This is a genomic window from Candidatus Moraniibacteriota bacterium, assembly GCA_016699385.1.
In the GTDB taxonomy this organism is placed as follows: Bacteria; Patescibacteriota; Minisyncoccia; order Moranbacterales; family UBA1568.
This window is the reverse complement of sequence record CP064974.1, coordinates 766,384-783,985: the sequence shown is the minus strand read 5'-3', so window position 1 is coordinate 783,985 and position 17,602 is coordinate 766,384. Positions and strand designations below refer to the sequence as shown.

The 17,602-nt window shown below is 46.5% G+C and carries 18 protein-coding genes; 16 read left to right on the top strand and 2 right to left on the bottom strand.

What is annotated here, in order from left to right; genetic code table 11:
• Positions 1-459 precede the first annotated feature (459 nt).
• From IPJ67_03810 to IPJ67_03740, 15 genes are all read left to right on the top strand, one after another.
• Positions 460-3,594 (top strand): isoleucine--tRNA ligase, encoded by a 3,135-nt coding sequence (locus IPJ67_03810; protein ID QQR77245.1) that lies wholly within the window; start codon positions 460-462, stop codon positions 3,592-3,594.
• Complete coding sequence (locus IPJ67_03805) at positions 3,591-4,448, top strand: hypothetical protein (GenBank protein QQR77244.1); 858 nt, start codon at positions 3,591-3,593, stop codon at positions 4,446-4,448. The genes IPJ67_03810 and IPJ67_03805 overlap by 4 nt, the downstream gene beginning before the upstream one ends.
• Positions 4,445-4,615 (top strand): hypothetical protein, encoded by a 171-nt coding sequence (locus tag IPJ67_03800; protein QQR77243.1) that lies wholly within the window; start codon positions 4,445-4,447, stop codon positions 4,613-4,615. The genes IPJ67_03805 and IPJ67_03800 overlap by 4 nt, the downstream gene beginning before the upstream one ends.
• Positions 4,616-4,631: 16 nt before the next feature.
• A complete protein-coding gene (locus IPJ67_03795) occupies positions 4,632-5,165 on the top strand; it encodes an AAA family ATPase (GenBank protein QQR77242.1) in 534 nt (177 codons plus the stop codon).
• Positions 5,166-5,189: 24 nt separating this feature from the next.
• The gene (gene recO / locus IPJ67_03790) at positions 5,190-5,936 is read left to right on the top strand and encodes a DNA repair protein RecO (protein QQR77241.1); all 747 of its coding nucleotides are present in this window, start codon (positions 5,190-5,192) and stop codon (positions 5,934-5,936) included.
• Positions 5,937-5,963: 27 nt separating this feature from the next.
• Positions 5,964-7,442, top strand: coding sequence for a hypothetical protein (locus tag IPJ67_03785; GenBank protein ID QQR77240.1), 1,479 nt, complete (start codon positions 5,964-5,966; stop codon positions 7,440-7,442).
• Positions 7,443-7,457: 15 nt separating this feature from the next.
• Positions 7,458-8,012: a type II secretion system protein gene (locus IPJ67_03780; GenBank protein ID QQR77239.1), complete on the top strand. Its 555-nt coding sequence runs from the start codon at positions 7,458-7,460 to the stop codon at positions 8,010-8,012.
• 13 nt (positions 8,013-8,025) lie between these two features.
• The gene (locus IPJ67_03775; GenBank protein QQR77238.1) at positions 8,026-8,403 is read left to right on the top strand and encodes a hypothetical protein; all 378 of its coding nucleotides are present in this window, start codon (positions 8,026-8,028) and stop codon (positions 8,401-8,403) included.
• 55 nt (positions 8,404-8,458) lie between these two features.
• Positions 8,459-9,943 (top strand): LytR C-terminal domain-containing protein, encoded by a 1,485-nt coding sequence (locus IPJ67_03770; GenBank protein QQR77237.1) that lies wholly within the window; start codon positions 8,459-8,461, stop codon positions 9,941-9,943.
• Between the two features lie 20 nt (positions 9,944-9,963).
• Positions 9,964-10,449 carry a type II secretion system protein gene (locus IPJ67_03765; GenBank protein ID QQR77236.1) on the top strand — a complete coding sequence of 162 codons (486 nt, stop codon included), beginning with the start codon at positions 9,964-9,966 and terminating at the stop codon, positions 10,447-10,449.
• A gap of 168 nt (positions 10,450-10,617) precedes the next feature.
• The gene (locus IPJ67_03760) at positions 10,618-11,079 is read left to right on the top strand and encodes a prepilin-type N-terminal cleavage/methylation domain-containing protein (GenBank protein ID QQR77235.1); all 462 of its coding nucleotides are present in this window, start codon (positions 10,618-10,620) and stop codon (positions 11,077-11,079) included.
• A 175-nt stretch (positions 11,080-11,254) separates the two neighbouring features.
• Positions 11,255-12,376, top strand: coding sequence for a hypothetical protein (locus IPJ67_03755; GenBank protein ID QQR77234.1), 1,122 nt, complete (start codon positions 11,255-11,257; stop codon positions 12,374-12,376).
• Positions 12,377-12,408: 32 nt separating this feature from the next.
• Positions 12,409-13,485 carry a hypothetical protein gene (locus IPJ67_03750; GenBank protein QQR77233.1) on the top strand — a complete coding sequence of 359 codons (1,077 nt, stop codon included), beginning with the start codon at positions 12,409-12,411 and terminating at the stop codon, positions 13,483-13,485.
• A gap of 57 nt (positions 13,486-13,542) precedes the next feature.
• Positions 13,543-14,175 carry a hypothetical protein gene (locus IPJ67_03745; GenBank protein QQR77232.1) on the top strand — a complete coding sequence of 211 codons (633 nt, stop codon included), beginning with the start codon at positions 13,543-13,545 and terminating at the stop codon, positions 14,173-14,175.
• Positions 14,176-14,197: 22 nt separating this feature from the next.
• Positions 14,198-14,860 (top strand): hypothetical protein, encoded by a 663-nt coding sequence (locus IPJ67_03740; protein QQR77231.1) that lies wholly within the window; start codon positions 14,198-14,200, stop codon positions 14,858-14,860.
• 53 nt (positions 14,861-14,913) lie between these two features.
• Here IPJ67_03740 and IPJ67_03735 read toward each other — a convergent pair whose 3' ends face one another.
• Positions 14,914-16,200: a hypothetical protein gene (locus IPJ67_03735; GenBank protein QQR77230.1), complete on the bottom strand. Its 1,287-nt coding sequence runs from the start codon at positions 16,198-16,200 to the stop codon at positions 14,914-14,916.
• 187 nt (positions 16,201-16,387) lie between these two features.
• Between IPJ67_03735 and IPJ67_03730 the strand changes: the two genes are divergently transcribed.
• On the top strand, positions 16,388-16,774 hold the full coding sequence (locus IPJ67_03730) for a VOC family protein (protein ID QQR77229.1): 387 nt from the start codon (positions 16,388-16,390) through the stop codon (positions 16,772-16,774).
• A 111-nt stretch (positions 16,775-16,885) separates the two neighbouring features.
• Here IPJ67_03730 and IPJ67_03725 read toward each other — a convergent pair whose 3' ends face one another.
• Positions 16,886-17,428, bottom strand: a complete 543-nt coding sequence (locus IPJ67_03725) for a hypothetical protein (GenBank protein QQR77228.1) — start codon at positions 17,426-17,428, stop codon at positions 16,886-16,888.
• Positions 17,429-17,602: the final 174 nt, after the last annotated feature.

Genomic DNA, 17,602 nt, shown 5'->3' with positions numbered 1-17,602 from the left:
TTCTCAAGAGGGTCTTTATGGGGATATCGGGAGCTAATTCGACGTCGTGTGGCGATGGAGAGTGTCCTTTCCTGAGATATCCTGTGCATTAGCATGTTATGGGTATTTCTGCGCATGTTGCAGCCTCTTTCTTTGTTTGTTAATGATCTGTTGGAAAACATTGTCATTCTACAAAATTTTGGAGACTTGTCCAGGGGACTTGCTTCGTGGTAGGGAATCGTGATACGTTTTCTGTATTGGCGTTGATGAGATTATCATCTCGGAGCCGGAGAGAGAAATCTTGTTTTGTGTACATGGCAAGAGAGTAGATTCTCCCGGGAGCGCCCGTTATAGCGGAAATGAGTCCCAATCTTGCGAGAGTGGAAAGGGAGAAACAAGGTGGTACCACGTTGCGAAATATTTCGGACGTCCTTGGCGCAGGCTTTGCGTTGAGGATTTTTTGTTTTTCATAAGACGCCTATGTTTAAAAAAGTTGATTCGAAGATGAATTTGCCAAAGATGGAGGAAGAGATTCTCGACTTTTGGGAGGAGGAAAAAATATTTGAGAAGTCGGTGACAAATCGCGAGGGATCGCCGAGATATACTTTTTATGATGGACCGCCCTTTGCAACTGGGACACCTCACTATGGTCACATTGTAGGGAATATCTTGAAGGATGCTGTGCCGCGGTATTGGACGATGCGCGGGTTTCAGGTTGAGCGGAAATGGGGATGGGATTGTCATGGTTTGCCGATAGAGAATATTGCAGAGAAAGAACTTGACATTAAACATAAGAAAGATATCGAAGCGCTTGGCGTCGCGAAATTCAATGAGTTTTGCCGATCGAAAGTTTTGGAATTTGCTGCCGAGTGGGAAAGGATTATTCCGCGCATCGGACGGTGGGCAGATATGAAGCATGCCTATCGAACCATGGATCGTGACTATATGGAATCCGTATGGTGGGTGTTCAAGGAACTCTGGGATAAGGGACTTATCTATGAGAGCTATCGATCGATGCATATTTGCCCGCGATGCGAGACGACGCTTTCACAGCAAGAAGTTTCGGAGGGATATGTGACAGTGAAAGACCTATCGGTTGTGGCGAAGTTTGAACTCGTTGATGAGCCGAATACGTTTGTTCTTGCATGGACGACGACGCCCTGGACATTGCCAGGGAATGTGGCTTTGGCAGTTGGGGAGGATATTGAATACGCCATTATCAATAAAAAAGATTTGGAATATAGGTCGAGACTTAATCCGGATTCAGGAGAGAGATTGTCTGATAGTCCAATAAGACCTGGAAAATATATTGTTGCGAGGAATATTCTTCAGTGTAACTTGAGTGCCAATGCTGGTTTAACAGAATTGAGGGATATATTTGATGATGCATCAGGATTGAATGATGATATTTTGGCGCACTTATCTTGGGAAGAGATCTATAAAAAATATGATGTTGAACTTGTGAAAGGCGCTGATCTTGTTGGGAAGTCTTATAAACCACTCTTTGATTATTACGAAAAAGACAAGAATCTTGAGAATAGAGAGAATGGCTGGAAGATTTATGCGGCGGATTTTGTGAATACGGAGGAGGGAACAGGAGTGGTGCATATTGCGCCGGCGTTTGGGGAAGATGATATGAATCTTGGCAAGGAAAAGAATTTGCCATTTGTCCAACATGTAAATATGGATGGGACAATGAAAGAAGAAGTAAGAGATTTTGCTGGAAGGGACTTAAGTGAAAAAGCTAAAGGGAAAGTCGAGGAAGTCCGCGAAATAGATATAGATGTGAAAAGATACTTGGAGAAAAATGATTTATTTTTTGCTTCAAGAAAATATGAACATAGCTATCCGCATTGTTGGCGATGTGATACGCCGCTTCTTAATTATGCGACTTCATCGTGGTTTGTGAAGGTGACGAATGTGAAAGATCGCGCACTTGAACTCGCGAAGAATATTCAGTGGTCACCGGAACATATCAAAGAAGGGCGGTTTGGCAAGTGGCTCGAAGGTGCGAGGGATTGGTCTATTTCACGACAGCGGTATTGGGCAAGTGTGATGCCGATATGGAAATGCGAGTGCGGAGAAATGAGTGTATTCGGATCGGCAAAAGAATTGGAAGATGCAAGTGGAAAAAAAATTGAAGATCTTCACAAGCACACTGTTGATGCAATAACTGTTTTGTGCAGAAAATGCAAAAAAGAAATGCATCGCATTCCTGACGTGCTCGACACGTGGTTTGATAGCGGGTCGATGCCGTATGCTGAAATGCATTACCCGTTTGAGAATCGTGAGAAATTTGAAACGGGATTTCCAGCGCAGTTTATTGCAGAAGGCGTCGATCAGACGCGCGCGTGGTTTTATTATCTTCATGTTCTTGGTGTCAGTCTTCGAGATTCAAATGCATTTCAACATGTGATTGTGAATGGTACGGTGCTTGCCGAAGATGGCAAGAAAATGTCGAAGAAACTCAAAAATTATCCCGACCCGATGGGTATCGTGGAGAAGCATGGTGCAGATGCGCTTCGATTTTATCTCCTGTCGTCGCCGGTAGTTGCTGCAGAAAATTTTAATTTTTCTGAGCGAGACCTTGTTGATTCGACGAGGAATTCTTTCCGAATGCTGTGGAATACGTATTCGTTTTTCGTCATGTATGCGAATATCGATGAATGGAAACCGAAAGGAGCATCGGTAACTTCGGAAAATCTTCTTGATCGATGGATACAATCGGAATTGCAGGTACTCATCAAAGAAGTGAATAGCGCGATGGAAGCGTATGAACTCAATCGAGCAGTGCGCGCTCTCGTGCCATTTTTCGACCATCTTTCTAACTGGTATATCCGCCGGAGTCGTAAGCGATTTTGGAAATCGGAAGACGATGCGGATAAGGATGACGCGTATCAAACGTTGTATGACATATTGGTCACACTCTCGAAACTCATGGCGCCCTTCACGCCGTTTATTGCGGAAGAGATGTATCGGAATTTGACGGAGAAAGAGTCGGTGCATTTGGAAGATTTTCCGGTTGCTGATGAAGGATTGCTTGATGAGAATCTTCTTGTGAAGATGGATATGATTCGGGATATCATAAATGATGCTTTGAAAGAAAGATCTATCGCTAGAGTTAAAGTTCGACAGCCACTGCACTTCTTAGAGATTTTGTATAAAGATGGTGAGCATCCTTTGAGAGACCTTGAGAAAGAATTTTTGGATATTTTGAAGGAAGAAGTGAATGTAAAAGAAGTAAGACTGGAACAGTCTAGTCTCCAGTCACTCAATGATCCGCTGCTTAGGGGGTGGATGTTAAGTCTCGATACCGAAATTACCCCCGAACTCAGACTCGAGGGCGAGGCGAGGGAAATTATTCGCGCGATACAGGAGGGGCGGAAGAAGGCGGGATTTAATGTGGAGGATAGAATTGTATTAGGATATTCCGGGGAAGAGACAGTCTTTGCTTTTTCTGGGGATGCGAGTCAAAGTGTTCCGAATTTGAAGGAGACGATAGAGAAGGAAGTGCTCGCGACAGAAGTGAAAAACGAAGCGCTTCCCGATGCAGAATATTCGGAAGAGGTAAATATTGAAGGAGAGAAATTCACCTTTTGGCTAAGACGCGTATGATAAATTTCAACGAGTTCTATCTTGATACGTTCCGGGCAGCGAGGAACTTCATTCTTCCTTACCTGACAGATTACAAGAAATTTTCTGAACGACTCGCTCTGAGAGTTGATGGAGTCGATCGGGGGAATAACATCCAGTATTCTTTCGATGTGGAGCTCGATAGGATTATTAAGGACAAGATTCGGGAGTATGGTTTAGAAGGGAGAATATTTTCGGAAGAAAGTAGGTTGTACACTCTGGGTGAAAAAAATGAATATCGCGTTATCTTTGATCCGTTTTGCAATAGCACGCTTGCTTCGCGCGGTTTTTTGGATGGCGCCTGTGGCATCTCGGTTTTTTCGTGGGACTATACACTCCTTGCTTCCGGTGTGTTGGACTATCAACTCGGTGTTTTTGCTTTGGTAGAGGGAACTCAACCAACGAAATTCTTTGATGTGGTATATGGAATGCAAATGAGTGCAGAAAAGGATGATGTGGAAAAAGTAGAAGAATCATGGGTTGCTATTGCATTGGAAAATGAGAGAGAAAGAATACGCAGCAGTGAAGTAAAGGATATTTTTGAAAAATCAAAACGCCTCGTAGTTGGAAGTGGGCACATATATTGGTTTCGTTTGGCTTTTGGAAAAATCGATGCATATCTCGACCCAATTGGAGGTGAGCCGCTGTATGAAATGTTTGCTGCGTCAGTGGCGCAAGGGGCTGGGTGTCGAGTGACTGATAGAGATGGTGAGGTGTTTGACGCGGGAAAGTATCTGAAGATTTTTGAAGAGGATTTGGAATACCGGTATTATCCGGTAGCAGCATCAAATGAAATATTACATCAAGATATATTAAAAGCATCGAAACGCGTATGACTAAAAAACTCATATTTTTCTTTCTTATTGTTGGGAGTAGTGTTGGGGGATATGTTCCTGTTTTGTGGGGAGGGAGTGTATTTTCCATTGCTTCAATTTTCTGGAGTATGATTGGGGGATTTGTAGGTATTTATGTTGGCTTTGTGATCGGGCGGAAGTTGGAATAAATATTTTGAGATGGCTATGGGTCGAGTTGTTGTTGTGTGCGGGCAAGCCGGCGTGGGGAAGACGACGCTTTCTGTTGAATTGTCTAAGAAACTGAATATTTTCTGTCTTCACAAGGACACTCTCAAGGAGCGTCTATTTGATTTGCTTGGAGGAGGTTCTCTCAAAGAAAGCAGAAATGCAGGGATGATATCCATGGAGCTTCTGTTTCACTTGGCAGAAGAATCCATACGGAACGGTGTTGATATTATGATTGAGTCGCCGTTCAATCACCCATCGAATCCTGGAATTTTTGAGCGATGGCAGAATGACTTGGGCGTTGATATGAAAATTATTGTTTGCGAGCTTAAGGATGAAGTGGAGCGTAAGAAGAGGTTCTCTGAGAGGGTAGCTTCAGGAAATCGGCATCATTCACACCAAGATTTCGATAGGAATTGGGTTCCGAGCAATTTCGATTATTCTATAATGCCCGATCCGAAACTTTTTCTTGATATGTCGCAGTCTCACGAAACAAATGTTGGTCATGCCCTTCGTTTTTTGCAGGACTCATAATTTTCCATTCAGCGTTCCGTTTCCATGCAACTCTCCTACACGGCTATAGTTCTCAAGAAGCGCGATACGGGCGAGACAGACCGGATGTATTCGCTGTTGACGCTCGAGAGTGGGAAGGTGCGAGCGATCGCGCGGGGCGTGCGGAAGCCTGTGGCGAAGCTTGCAGGGCAACTCGAGACAATCAATCTCGCGAGTCTTTCGATTATGAGGAATCGTGGGAGAGGGAATATCGCGGGTGCACTTGCCGAAGAATTTTTCCCGAATGTTCGCCGAAACGAAACATCGCTTCGTGCAGCGCTCGAGGCGGTGTCGGCGGTTGACGCAAGGGTTGAGGAGGATGAAGTTGATTCGGAGCTTTTTGCGCTTCTCTTGAATTTTCTTCGATCGCTTGAAATCGTGAGTGTGCTTCCGCGGGAGAATGCGGATGAAGAAGTACGATTTCTTGAAAAAGTTTTTCTGCTTTCGCAGGGATTTTTTTGGAAATTTCTGTCTCGGCTTGGCTACTCGGTCGAAGTACGTCTCTGTGCTGCTGGGCGAGAAGCGCTCCTTCCTGGTGAACGATATTTCTTCAGTCCTGATTTGGGCGGAATTGTGTGCTCGAGACATTGCGAGATGGCAGAAATTGCGCTTCCCTTTGGGGAAAATGCGGTGAAATTTTTGCGCATACTTTTTGCGAATGCGCTTCCATCGCTTCCGAAATTATTTATCGACCGCGAAACGACCCTCTTGCTTCGTCGTGCGCTCAAAAGTTTTCTCGATTGGACGGGATAGAGAATATCTTCGTGGTACAATAAGAGTGTGAATAGGCATGATTGGAAATACTCTGTTCAGGCTCGCGCGTGTCGCGGATTTTCCGTCGTCGAGGTACTTCTCGGAGCGGCGCTTTTTGCTGTGTTTGCGTCGGGAGCGATTGCGCTTCTTTTGCAGGGACTCCAAGCGGATCGACTTGCAGAAGAAGAGAGTGTTGCGTCGAACTATGCAAGTGAAGGACTCGAAGCGCTTCGCTCGATGAAGAATCAATCGTTTGCGTCGCTTACAACGACAGCTTCTTCCGGTATTGATCGTGTGGGATCGGGCGGTGTCTGGGCGTTTTCGGGTGCGTCGACGTCGTATGGGAAATATGTGCGAACGGTGTCGGTTGCTCCGGTTTCTCGTGATGGAAACGGGAATGTCGTTGCAAGCGGTGGAACAAATGATCCCCTCAGTCGAAAGGTGACGTCGACGGTGACATGGCCGGTTTCGGTTTCGAGAATCAATGCGCTTTCATTTGTCTCTTATTTGACTGACTGGCATCTGCCGGTGAGTAGCGGTGGAGACTGGACAAACCCGACGCAGATTGCGAGTTTAGATGCACCCGGTACGAACAATGGTATCAAGATACGTTCGCAGGGAAATTTTATTTACATGATTCGTCCAAGTGGAAGTCCGAATTTCCTCATCATTGATGTGAGCAATCCAGCAAATCCTGTCATGATGGGATCGCTTACTCTTACGGGAACACCCACCAATATTGCTCTTTCTGGTGGACTTGCCGCTGTTTCGAACAAGAATAATAATCAGGAACTTCAGATGGTGAATGTTGCAACGCCATCGTCACCAAGTGTCGTAGGTACATTTAATATTCCTGGCGGAGAAAATGCTTCTGGAGTGTTTATGAATGGCACAATGGTGTATGTGGTGCGCGCAAGCGGCTCACATGATGAATTTGTTGCCGTAAGTGTCGCGACGCCGAGTGCTCCGACGTTGGTTGGGTCGATGAATCTCAATGCAAATGGAAATGAAGTGATTACTTCGGGAAATTTTGCCTATGTGGCGTCGGCGAATGATACTCAGGAAGTACAGGTAGTGAATATTTCAACGCCGTCGTCACCTTCTCTTGCTGGGTCACTGAATCTTTCTGGAACGGCGGATGCAACGACGGTCTCGCTTGCCGGGACAACACTTCTTGTGGGACGAGGAAGTGATCTCTACACAATCGATGTCTCGACGCCGGAGAGCCCCGTGCTTCTTGGTTCGGTGAATGTGTCAGACACACTCAATGATATTGCTCTTACCTTTGGAAATTCCAATACGCTTGCTTTCTTGGCAACGAGTAGTGATGTCGCTGAATTTCAGGTAGTGAATATTTCCTCACCATCTTCGCCGTCCGTGGTTGGTTCGGTGGATGTTGCGAGTAATAATAACCTTTTTGGTGTTGCGTATAGTGGGACATTGGATCGGGCATTTGGTGTAGGTGCGTCCAATGCGGAGGAATTTGTCGTATTTGCTCCACAATAGGAGTTGCCTGATAATATGAAGAGATTATCAAAAAGAATTCACACACAACGAGGGTTTACTCTTATCGAGATGCTCTTGTATGTTGCTGTTGCTGGCATTGTTTTGACATCGCTTGTCGCTTTTGGGTGGAATATGATTGGAATAGGCACAAAGAACGGGACGCATCATGATGTTGTCTCGAACGCTCGACTTGCTTCCGAGAAACTCACGTTTTTTATTCGTGAGGCAACGGATATTGACACGGCGAATTCGAATTTTGGCGTGAATATCGCGAGTACTTCTGGATCGAAAGTGACCCTTCGAGGTATCGCGCCGAGTGATCCGATTGTTATCGATGTCTCAAATGGGACGCTTCGGGTTGCACTTGGTGCCTCGGCGCCTGTTGCTCTTACATCGAGCAATATTGTCGTGAGTTCATTGGTTTTTACTAATGCTTCTTCTGTTGATGGAGCGTCAAAAAATATTGGGTTCATACTCCAGCTTGGTACGACTTCAGGGAGCGGTCGTTTCGAATATGCAAGCTCCACTGCTATTCGGTCTTCGGCTGAACTTCGATCAAATCCTCTTTAATAGGTCTTTCTATATGCAGTACTCTCGAGGTTTTATTGTTCTTTCTACAGTCTTTATTCTTCTGGCGGTTACGCTTGCGCTTGAGGTGACGGTGACAATTCTCTCGGTGAGTAATGCACAAACTTCTTTTGCGCTTTCGGAAGGAATGAATGCTCGTGGATTGCTCGATGGGTGTGTTGAAGATACACTGCTTTTTTCGCGAGCAAGTGCCTCGTATACTGGAGGAACAATCACGCATCCGGAAGGGTCTTGCGTAGTGACAATATCGAAATCGGGAAGTCAATGGACAGGAGTGGTGCGTACAAACGGGGCATATGACCAGGCAGTACAAGTTGTTTTTGAAAGGACGGGTTCAGGAGTGACGCTCACTCGCTGGCATGCTCTGCCGTGAATGTCGCATATTTTGCGCGTGAGGGTGTATACTGGACTTCGTATGTTGATACTCTATGTTTAATACAAAAGAAATTCTCTTTATAACGCCGAGTGCCATACGGGGCTTCTCTATTCGGAGTGGGAAGGTGAATGAGATAGTGAATCTTTCTTGGACGACTGAGAATGTAAGAGCGGTATTGGGGACGGCGCGTGCGGCACTCGGTCGCAATGTGCGACTGCTTGTTGGTGAGCAGTTTACATATGTTGCGACATTTCTCTTGCCAAAAGACGCGAACTACGCATCTCTGGAAGAGGAGCGCATCGCCGTGCGGGATCTTGCAGAGAAATTTATACCGGAGAATCTCATGGAAAGCGCGTGGGATTACCAAGAAATTTCTTTGCCGGATATATCGCTCGGGCGACCGGTGCAAGTTGTGGCGCTGGTCGCATCGTTTGCGCGTGTGGTAGTGCCCGCTCTCAAAGAAGCGGGGTTTCGTATACCGGTCACACTTCCGGAGTCATGTGCGGTAGCGAGATTGTTTGTTGATTGGGAAGAGCCCCTCCTTCTTGTGTACAAAGGCGACTTTTTCTTTGTGGCGGGTGTTGTGCGAGGTCGGGTGCTTTCGAGTACAACATCACTTCAGGAATTGACATTTGAGACAGTAGAGAGTGTCGGACGTTTCATGAAAGATCGATTTGGATTTTCATCTTCACGGATTCTCTTTACTGGTTCGTGTACGGAGAATGATCTGGTGAATTTTGATCGAACAAAAGCTGAACGCGCCGGGTTCTCGATAGAATTTTCGGATAAGAGTGCGCTTCTTGGTCTGGCGACGAAGAAGGATGTGTCTGGAAATGATCCGAGTGTCCTTTCTGTTGAACTCAGTGTGGTCGAGAAGGGTGATGATACAGAAGAATCATCCGAAACTGAATCAAAAACAAACGAACGATTTCGTCCGCATGCGCTCGATGAACGAACGTCTTCCGAGCGATTACTTGGACAGCAAACAGCAGCATATGCGCAAATACCTCGACGGACCAAAGTGCTTGCGATGCTCTTTGTGGTAGTGGTGCTCCTTGGAGGTGGCACTATTATTCTTCTTCGGAAAAAGCAAGCAATTTCATTGAATATGCGTGATAATACTCCTCTTGAGCAGTCGGAAACTCCTTCGATAGAGGATGCGCCATCGCTTGATACGAAGGATGAGGGGTCAGTTTCCTCGCCTGCTAGTGTGCCGTCAGAAGAAGACGTGCCGGAGGTTACCCATGCGAGCTTCCGAGTGGTTCTTGAAAATGGAAGTGGTATTTCTGGCGCAGCATCGCATCTGAAGGAAGATCTCGTGGCAGAAAAATTTGTCATCTCAGCTATTCGTACGGCCGAATCATCACACGCAGTCTCGTTTGTCCGTGCCAAAGCATTGGTTCCGGAAGAATTTCTCGATGAGCTCTTGGCGAATGCCGGACTCGATTTCTCACTTGAGCGTCGTCGAGATATATCGGAAGATGCTGGAGAAGATGTCGTCTTGGTACTTGGGAGCGATGTTTCAGGTTCTCTTTGAGCTCAAAATAGTCTCCATATATGAAAGTACTTTGTAACGAAAGAAATCGAGTTGGTGGATTCACGCTTATTGAGATCCTCTTGGTTATCGGCATGATTGCTGTCTTGGCGACAGTGGTTTTGGTGGCACTCGATCCAGCGAAACGCTTTCGTGATGTGCGCGATGCGAAACGATCGACCGATGTGCAATCGATTCTCTCGGCTATTCAAACGTATATCGTGGATAATCAAGGTGCAATGCCAGCAGGTCTCACAACAACCGAAAAACAACTTGGCACCGCGGTTTCCGGATGTGCCATTGCAACGGGTGGCTGTGCTGTCGCTGCAACCGGAGACTGCGTTAATTTTTCTGCAACACTGGCGAAGTATCTCAAGACAATTCCTCTTGATCCAAATGGCGGCACGGCGGCTTTGACGAAATATTCCGTCGCAGTTGATGCAAATGGCATTGTGACGGTCAAAGCCTGTTCTGCAGAAGGTGGGACGAATATTTCCGTATCCCGATAATGCTTTTTTGTAGAATTGTGCTATACTCAAAAAAGTTTTTTCTATTTTCTATCCGTTAAAAACAAAAACGATATGAGATAACGGTGTTTTGTAATTTTCGTTTTGACGCACGAGGAAGTTGTGTATCGTAAGGTGTCATTTACTCTAATTTCGTAAAAGAAAAATCATATGAAACAGCAGAAAGGTTTTACGCTCATGGAAATTCTCTTGGTTATCGGTTTGCTTGCCGTATTGGCAGTCGTCGTTTTTGTGGCACTCGACCCGGCAAAGCGATTTCAAGATACGAGAAATGCGCGACGCACGACGGATATCCAAAACATTCTCTCGGCGGTGCATACCTATGTAAACGATACCAAGGGGACGTTCCCGGCGGCGATCACGACGACGGAGCGGCAGATCGGCACGGCGGCGACCGGCTGCGCGATTGCAACCGGCGGATGCGCGGTTTCCGGAGCGACGGACTGTGTGGATCTCGGCACGGCGCTTGGAAGCTACCTCAAGAGCATTCCGACTGATCCCAATGGCACGGTGGCACTCACGGGGTATTCCATCGTTCGCGATGCCAATAATATGGTGACAGTCCGCGCCTGCAATGCCGAAGGCGGCATGACGATCCTGACGAGCCGGTAAGGCTTGGAGGGAAAAATTGGAACGACTCTGTCTTTAATCGGCAGAGTCGTTTTCATTGACAAAAATTTTTTCGTATGATAAAAATACATGTTCTTTAACAACTCGGAAAAGTATTGAGCTGTTCAAGAATAGGTGGGTTTTTGAGTATTTCACAGGCAATGAGAGGATAGATTAAATGAAAAATACGATAGTATCTCTTCAACGGTTTTTTGCGACACATTTTCCGCGTGGTGAGGATGCCATCTGGAAAGAGTGGGTGGACACTATTTCGAGAGGGGAATGGAACAGTCTTGTTTCGCTTCTCGGTTCGGATGTGCGGGATTCATTCAAAAAGCGGGCACTCTTCTTGTTAATCGTTCCGTCGGATGAATTTAATCCGTTGTATTGGCGGGGCACTACTACTCTCAAACCCTATTGCGGGGAGAGATTTCTTTGCGCTCTCCGCGTGCTTTCTCCCAAACTCCTTTCCTATTGCGCAGACCTCGTGTGCGATTTTTGTTCCGAATTGAGGAAGGATTTTTGCGATCGTCCAGAATCGTTTGCTGAAAGAGCTCGGAGCATGACGATCTTTTGCACCATCCCGGACAAATGGCATGAAGTCCTGTGGACATACAATAAGTTCATTTTGGAGCTTCTCGCGCTTCTTTCCGAAGAAGAGGGGGAGAAGCTTTTTCGTCTCTATTCGCTTCGGGACATTTCCGTGTTTTCCAATATGGAGGACGCTTCGGGGTACTCTCCTTTTGAGCAACTCCTTCGCTCAAAGGATATTGCCGAGTACTGGAAGGTGAAGGCGGACTTGAAGATGAGGAATATCATTCGGGCGGAAATCGCCGGGCAATCGAAGCCGAGAGAAGAATGGGAGGAAGCGCTTGTCTGTTATGCGAGCATCATTAACCGGTTCGTATGGGATGATGTCCCGCTCTATCCTCTCGGGTTATTCGAGAGTCAGGTGCGTTTTTTGGCGGAGTACCATACCGCCGAACAACCCTTGATCGAGGGATGGAAACTGCCGAAGCTGTTGAGGGCTCTCTCGGGAAGCGACTCCGGATTCCGTCACCAGATTCTGCATACCCTGGTTGTTGACTATCGGAAGGATGACTGGCGAAGGTTTTCTGTGAGCGGCGAGGGCGATGTCGAAGTGGCGCGGCAATGGATGTCAGAGTTTCGTGATGACCGGGAGCTTGTCGATCGATTGAGCGCCCTCGTAGACGAGTTCAATGCAAGAGAGGTGGCAGAAAAAGAAAGAGTTGACGAAAAGAAAAGGGCTCAGGACGACACTCTTGCAAAGATGAAGTGATCTCGAAATTTTACTGATGATTCTTGTCTCTCATGCCGTTCCGGTATATACTTCCGGAACGGTTTTTCTTTTTACAGAACAGGTCTATGGAACGGAAAAAATTGTTTGAGGCGATCGAGCGGGAGCGGGGGTCGCGGGTCATTGCGTACGTGACGAGTGATCGGCAGGGACCGGTCAATGCGCGGGTCGCGATGGATATCATCCCCATTGTGAGCCGGCGCCTTCGCGCGATCGGGAAGACGAAGCGGATCGATCTCGTCCTCTATAGCGCCGGCGGCGACACTATGGTGCCGTGGCGTCTCGTTTCGATGATCCGCGAATATTGCGAGACATTTTCCGTTCTCGTGCCGTACAAGGCGCACTCCGCGGCGACGATGATCGCGCTCGGTGCGGACGAAATCGTAATGAGCGATATGAGCGAACTCTCACCGATCGATCCCTCGACCTCCAACTTTTTCAATCCCGCCGATCCCAAGAATCCCGAAGGACGCATTCCGATTTCGGTCGAGGAGGTGATGAGCTATTTCGACCTCGCGAAGAACAAATTCGGCGTGAAGAGCGACGAGAAGCTTGCCGATATCTTTATGAAATTTATGGAGGCGACCCCCGCGGTGCATCCCCTCGCTCTTGGCAATGTGAATCGGACGCACAATCTCATCAAGATTCTCGCCGAGCGGCTCCTCAAGAGTCACCTGCGCGCGATGACCAAAGAAAAAATCGCGAACATTATCGAACACTTTACAGAGAAGCTCTATTCGCACCAATACTATATCGGGCGGAAAGAAGCGCGCGAGGACTTGGGCGTTTCGACCATTGTCGAGGCGAGCCCCGCGCTCGCCGAAACCTTTTCCGCGCTCTATGAATCCTACAATGCCGAGATGCATCTCACCGAGCCGTGGAATCCGGAAATAGAAATTGCCGGGCGGAGTGAGAATCGCAAAGACTACACCATCGCCTTTGTCGAGTCCGCCGACGCGTCCAATTTCTTCGGACTCTCGATGGAATTCAAAAAACTTCAACAAATTGTCCCCCAACAAACCCCCGGCGGCGTCGTCAATGTCCAACAAGAACAAATCGTCTGGCGGATAACGGGTCAGGGGTGGAAGTAGGGGGGTGGTAGTGGGTAGTTGGTTGGGATGTGGTAACAAGCATTGAGCATTTTATTTATGTATAAATCAATTCTCGTTGCTGTTGAGTTTGATAATCCAGCTGATTTGGTAGCTGAGTTTCTTCATAAACAGGAGGGTCTTTCCGAGTACGCTTTTAGTATCGGTGAATTCTCTGTAAAGAAAATAAAAGTAGGTGCTTCTCAATCAGAATTGTTAGTATCGCCAAATAGAGTTCAGTTGCAAAGAAATAATGAGGAAAGTCCGGATCTGAATAAGTTAACGAAAACTATTGAAGTGCTAGTTGAGGCGAGAAACAAGATGTTTCAAGAGAATGTTGCTCAAAATGCTGGCAAAGTGAAATTTTGTGGGGCAATATTTTCTCGAGAATATGACATTTCAGGTGCGGAAGAATCTGATGAACAACTCGATAAAATATTTAATTTAGATGTGTCAAAAGAATCTCGAACTATAAGTTATGTAAGTGAGGATAAGCGATTTAATTATAATGTTTCAGTGAAATTTGATCATAATTTACGTAGTCTAGAAGTGGCTTTTGACGTAAATAATAGGTACATGGATGAAATAAAAAAACAAGATGTAAGTTTCATTACAAATGTTCTAGAAGAAGCCCATAATAAAACAAAAGATGTAGGAAATATTGTAAAATTTCTGAATCAGTTGTCCCTCTGAGGAATGTCGTAAGATGGATTATATGCCGGATGAAAATAGTGCAGGTGAAGGAACAAGTGAACAGAATGTTGATGTATTCTCTCAAAAAGCGATTGGGAGTCGTCTTCGATTAGAAGATAATGTTCGATTTTTAGAAAGTGGTCAGCCATCTATAGAATTTACAGAATTAGGTTCAAAATATAACAAACGTATTGAGGAGATTGAGAAGACTATTCGTGATTTTAGAAGACTTAAAAGGCTTTTAGCTGAGAGCGAGAAAGAGTCTGAAAAGTTGAAAAGTGACATCAGTGAAATCAAAGGTGAACTAAGTGCATTTAAGAAAGATTTGGATAAGCTGGAAGGAAGGGAAACTCGTACCATAGAAACTTTGGGAGTTTTTGTTGCGCTTTTTACTTTTCTTTCTATTAATATTCAAATTTTCAGCACAGTATCTGATCTTGTTTCGGCGATAATATTTTCTACTCTACTTGGTGGAATTTGCGCTTTCTTTCTCCAGATATTCTTTCTTATTCTACCTAGAAAATCTGAAAAGGATGCTGATTGGAGTAAGAGATATTACAAATTATTGATGCTTACTGCTTTTGTGATTTTGATTGCCGCTGTAATGGGATTCTTCGGTAATGTAAAACTTAATCCTCCGAATAATGATTCTCGTACAAACAAGAATGAGCTTTTCTCGAAATAAAAAACCCCTGTCCGGATCCAGAGAGGAGTTTTGTGGTTCTGTGAGGCATTTCCTTAGGGTGAGGAAGCTGTTGCTTCCAGTGACCCGAGGATTGTCCCTATGCGGTTGGTGTGTATGACGAAGCTTTCGCCGATGGAGAATTGCTGCCATCGAGAGAGGAACACTGTCTCGTTCCATACGCGGGGTTCATCCGAGTCTATTTCGCGTAAGCGGACAGTGTAGTGTTCAGTCCGTTCGCCCAGACGCTCGTCTCCGATGTTCGGTATTGCCGAATGAGCCGGATGAATCAGGGTTTCGGGCCAGTGAGCATCGTGATTGTTGCCGGATGCCGTGATCCACCGAGAAAACTTCCATCGATTGACGGTGTAGTCCACCCATGTTTCGTACACGGGGTCATCGCGGTATACCGGTTCGATATCGCGATCGGCGTAGTATTCCGTTTTGTACTCGGGAACACTGTGACAGGTTCGCTTGATGATGCCGTTCCCTTTGTTTTCCGTCGAGCATTCCTGCCGAGTGCCGGACTGGACGCGCCGCGATCGCTGGTGTTTGACAACCTTTGTCCCGGTTTGGACCTTGTTGTAATGATGGACTTTTCGAGTTTCCTGCTCATTGTAAGCATCGGAAGGAACAGTACCTTTCCATGCTCCGCTTTGGCGGGGAGCAAAATCCTCCACGGCGATTTTTCTTTCCCATGAAAGACCGGTTACTTCCACCTGCACGTCGGAAGCCGAGAAAAAGAAAAACCAGACCAACCATATGCAAGTGGCAAGAGCCGCGAAACACACAGATATGGGGAGCGCTTTCGAGCGATGATGCCCGTGGCTCGAAACGGTCGGTTCATGCCGACATGTTTCTTGCTCGATCCCCGCATCTCTTTTGGAGAGATGTGGTGGGATGGCTTCTTGCGGAGGTCGTTCTTCCGTAGAGGAAGGAGTGTCCCTCGCTGTGACTTCTCTGCCCATGGTGTCTTCCGTGACTTCTTTTTCCCTCGGGTCTTCTCCTCGCGAATGCCCGCAACTGACGCAGTGGGAATGGAGATCGGAATTCAGTGAGGAACAGGACTCGCATGGCCAATCCGGGCCGGCTTCTCCTTGTTGAGCGGAGAAAGCGTCGAGGAGTTGTGTCCATTGACCTTCACTCGGAGTTTTGTAGGGGTTTCCTTCGTGACCCCTCGTCTCAACATCAATCGGCTCCGGGATAGCGGCGCCACAGTTTGGACAGTGATCGATTCGTTGCTCGGGATTTCTTGGGTTACGAGCGAAAATATCTCTTGTTTTGCAATATTCGCAATCCCAAAGGGCGGAGAAATACTCAATAGTTGTCTCATCGTTTGACATGAGCAATATCCCTTCTTGATAAGATTTGTTAAAAAAGCTGCATACTCCGTTGGAAAATTCCAACAGAGTATAAAAGCATACTTTTAGTATAAAGTCAATAGTTTGTAGAGTTAAAACATGGAGATGATTATTTTCTGGAACTATGGTACTCTCTTGAAGGGTAAAATAATTTTTTTCACACAACGTTATGGCGGAAGAAAAAGGCAATGCGGTGGGGTGGTTTGAGATCCCCGTCGTCGATATGGAGCGGGCGATGAAGTTTTATGAGACGGTCTTGGAGGTGACATTGAGTCGCAATCAGGTGGGAGAGATCGACATGGCGTGGTTTCAGATGACGGATGGGAAGGGCGCCGCGGGGTCGCTCGTCTTTCATAAGGAATGGTACAAGCCGTCGGCGGAGGGCGTGCTGGTGTATTTCACGGCGTATTCGGGCGATCTGTCCAATGAGCTCTCGAGAGTGGAGATGGCGGGTGGCAAAATTCTTGCTCCGAAAAAGGCGATTGGCGAATACGGTTTTATGGCGCTTGTCCTCGATACCGAAGGAAACCGCATCGCGCTTCACTCGAAGATTTGATCTCTTGTTGAGGCGCTTGAAAAGTAAAGAGAAACCGTTCGAAGTAAAAAGCCCCTGCCGGAATCCGGGAGGGGCTTTGTGATTTAGAGCGAAGAAGCGACCGCTTCCGTCCTAGCTGTTCTTGAGGATAATCATCGGTTGCTCCAAGAGCAACTCACGGATCGTGAGCGTGCCGGCACGATAGCGTCCTCGAAGACTCTCATCGAGACAGAGTTTTGATTCGGGAGCGGTTAAAACCTGTTCCTCGGTAATCCCGTTTTTCTCCAGGAACCCAATGATATTGCCACTTATGCTTTTGGCAAGCTCGATGAGACAGTCAAGTGTGGAGACTATGTTTTTTAGTACATCGCCTCTGGACATCCATCCCAGAGCCTCTTCCGGCATGGCGGCTATCATTTTTTGGACGAATCCATTTTCCTGACAATACTGCAAAAACGCGAGCTTTGACTGCATGATAGATGTCAGGGATACCACCTCGAACAACAAATCCCCCAATATGGTGGGCGAGAGGCTTATAAACTCGCAGCGCACCTGTTTCATTCCTTCGGGAGTCTCACGTAATTCCGGATCTTCTTGGCACTTCATCCAAGTAAGATTGCCGAGAACCAAGTTTCCAAGATCTTGCGTTTTGGGGGATACTGATTCGGTGTTCATCTTACTCTCCTTTTACTTCGGTGAATTGTTCAAGTACTATTAGGCTCTATCCAGAACAGACGGATAGCAAAACGTCGATCAACCTTTCCAGTAAGCATTTATGGTCGGCACTTTGCTATGAATCTACCCTTTTTCACTGATAGCATATTATAGCAGAAAAATATTACTTTGTCA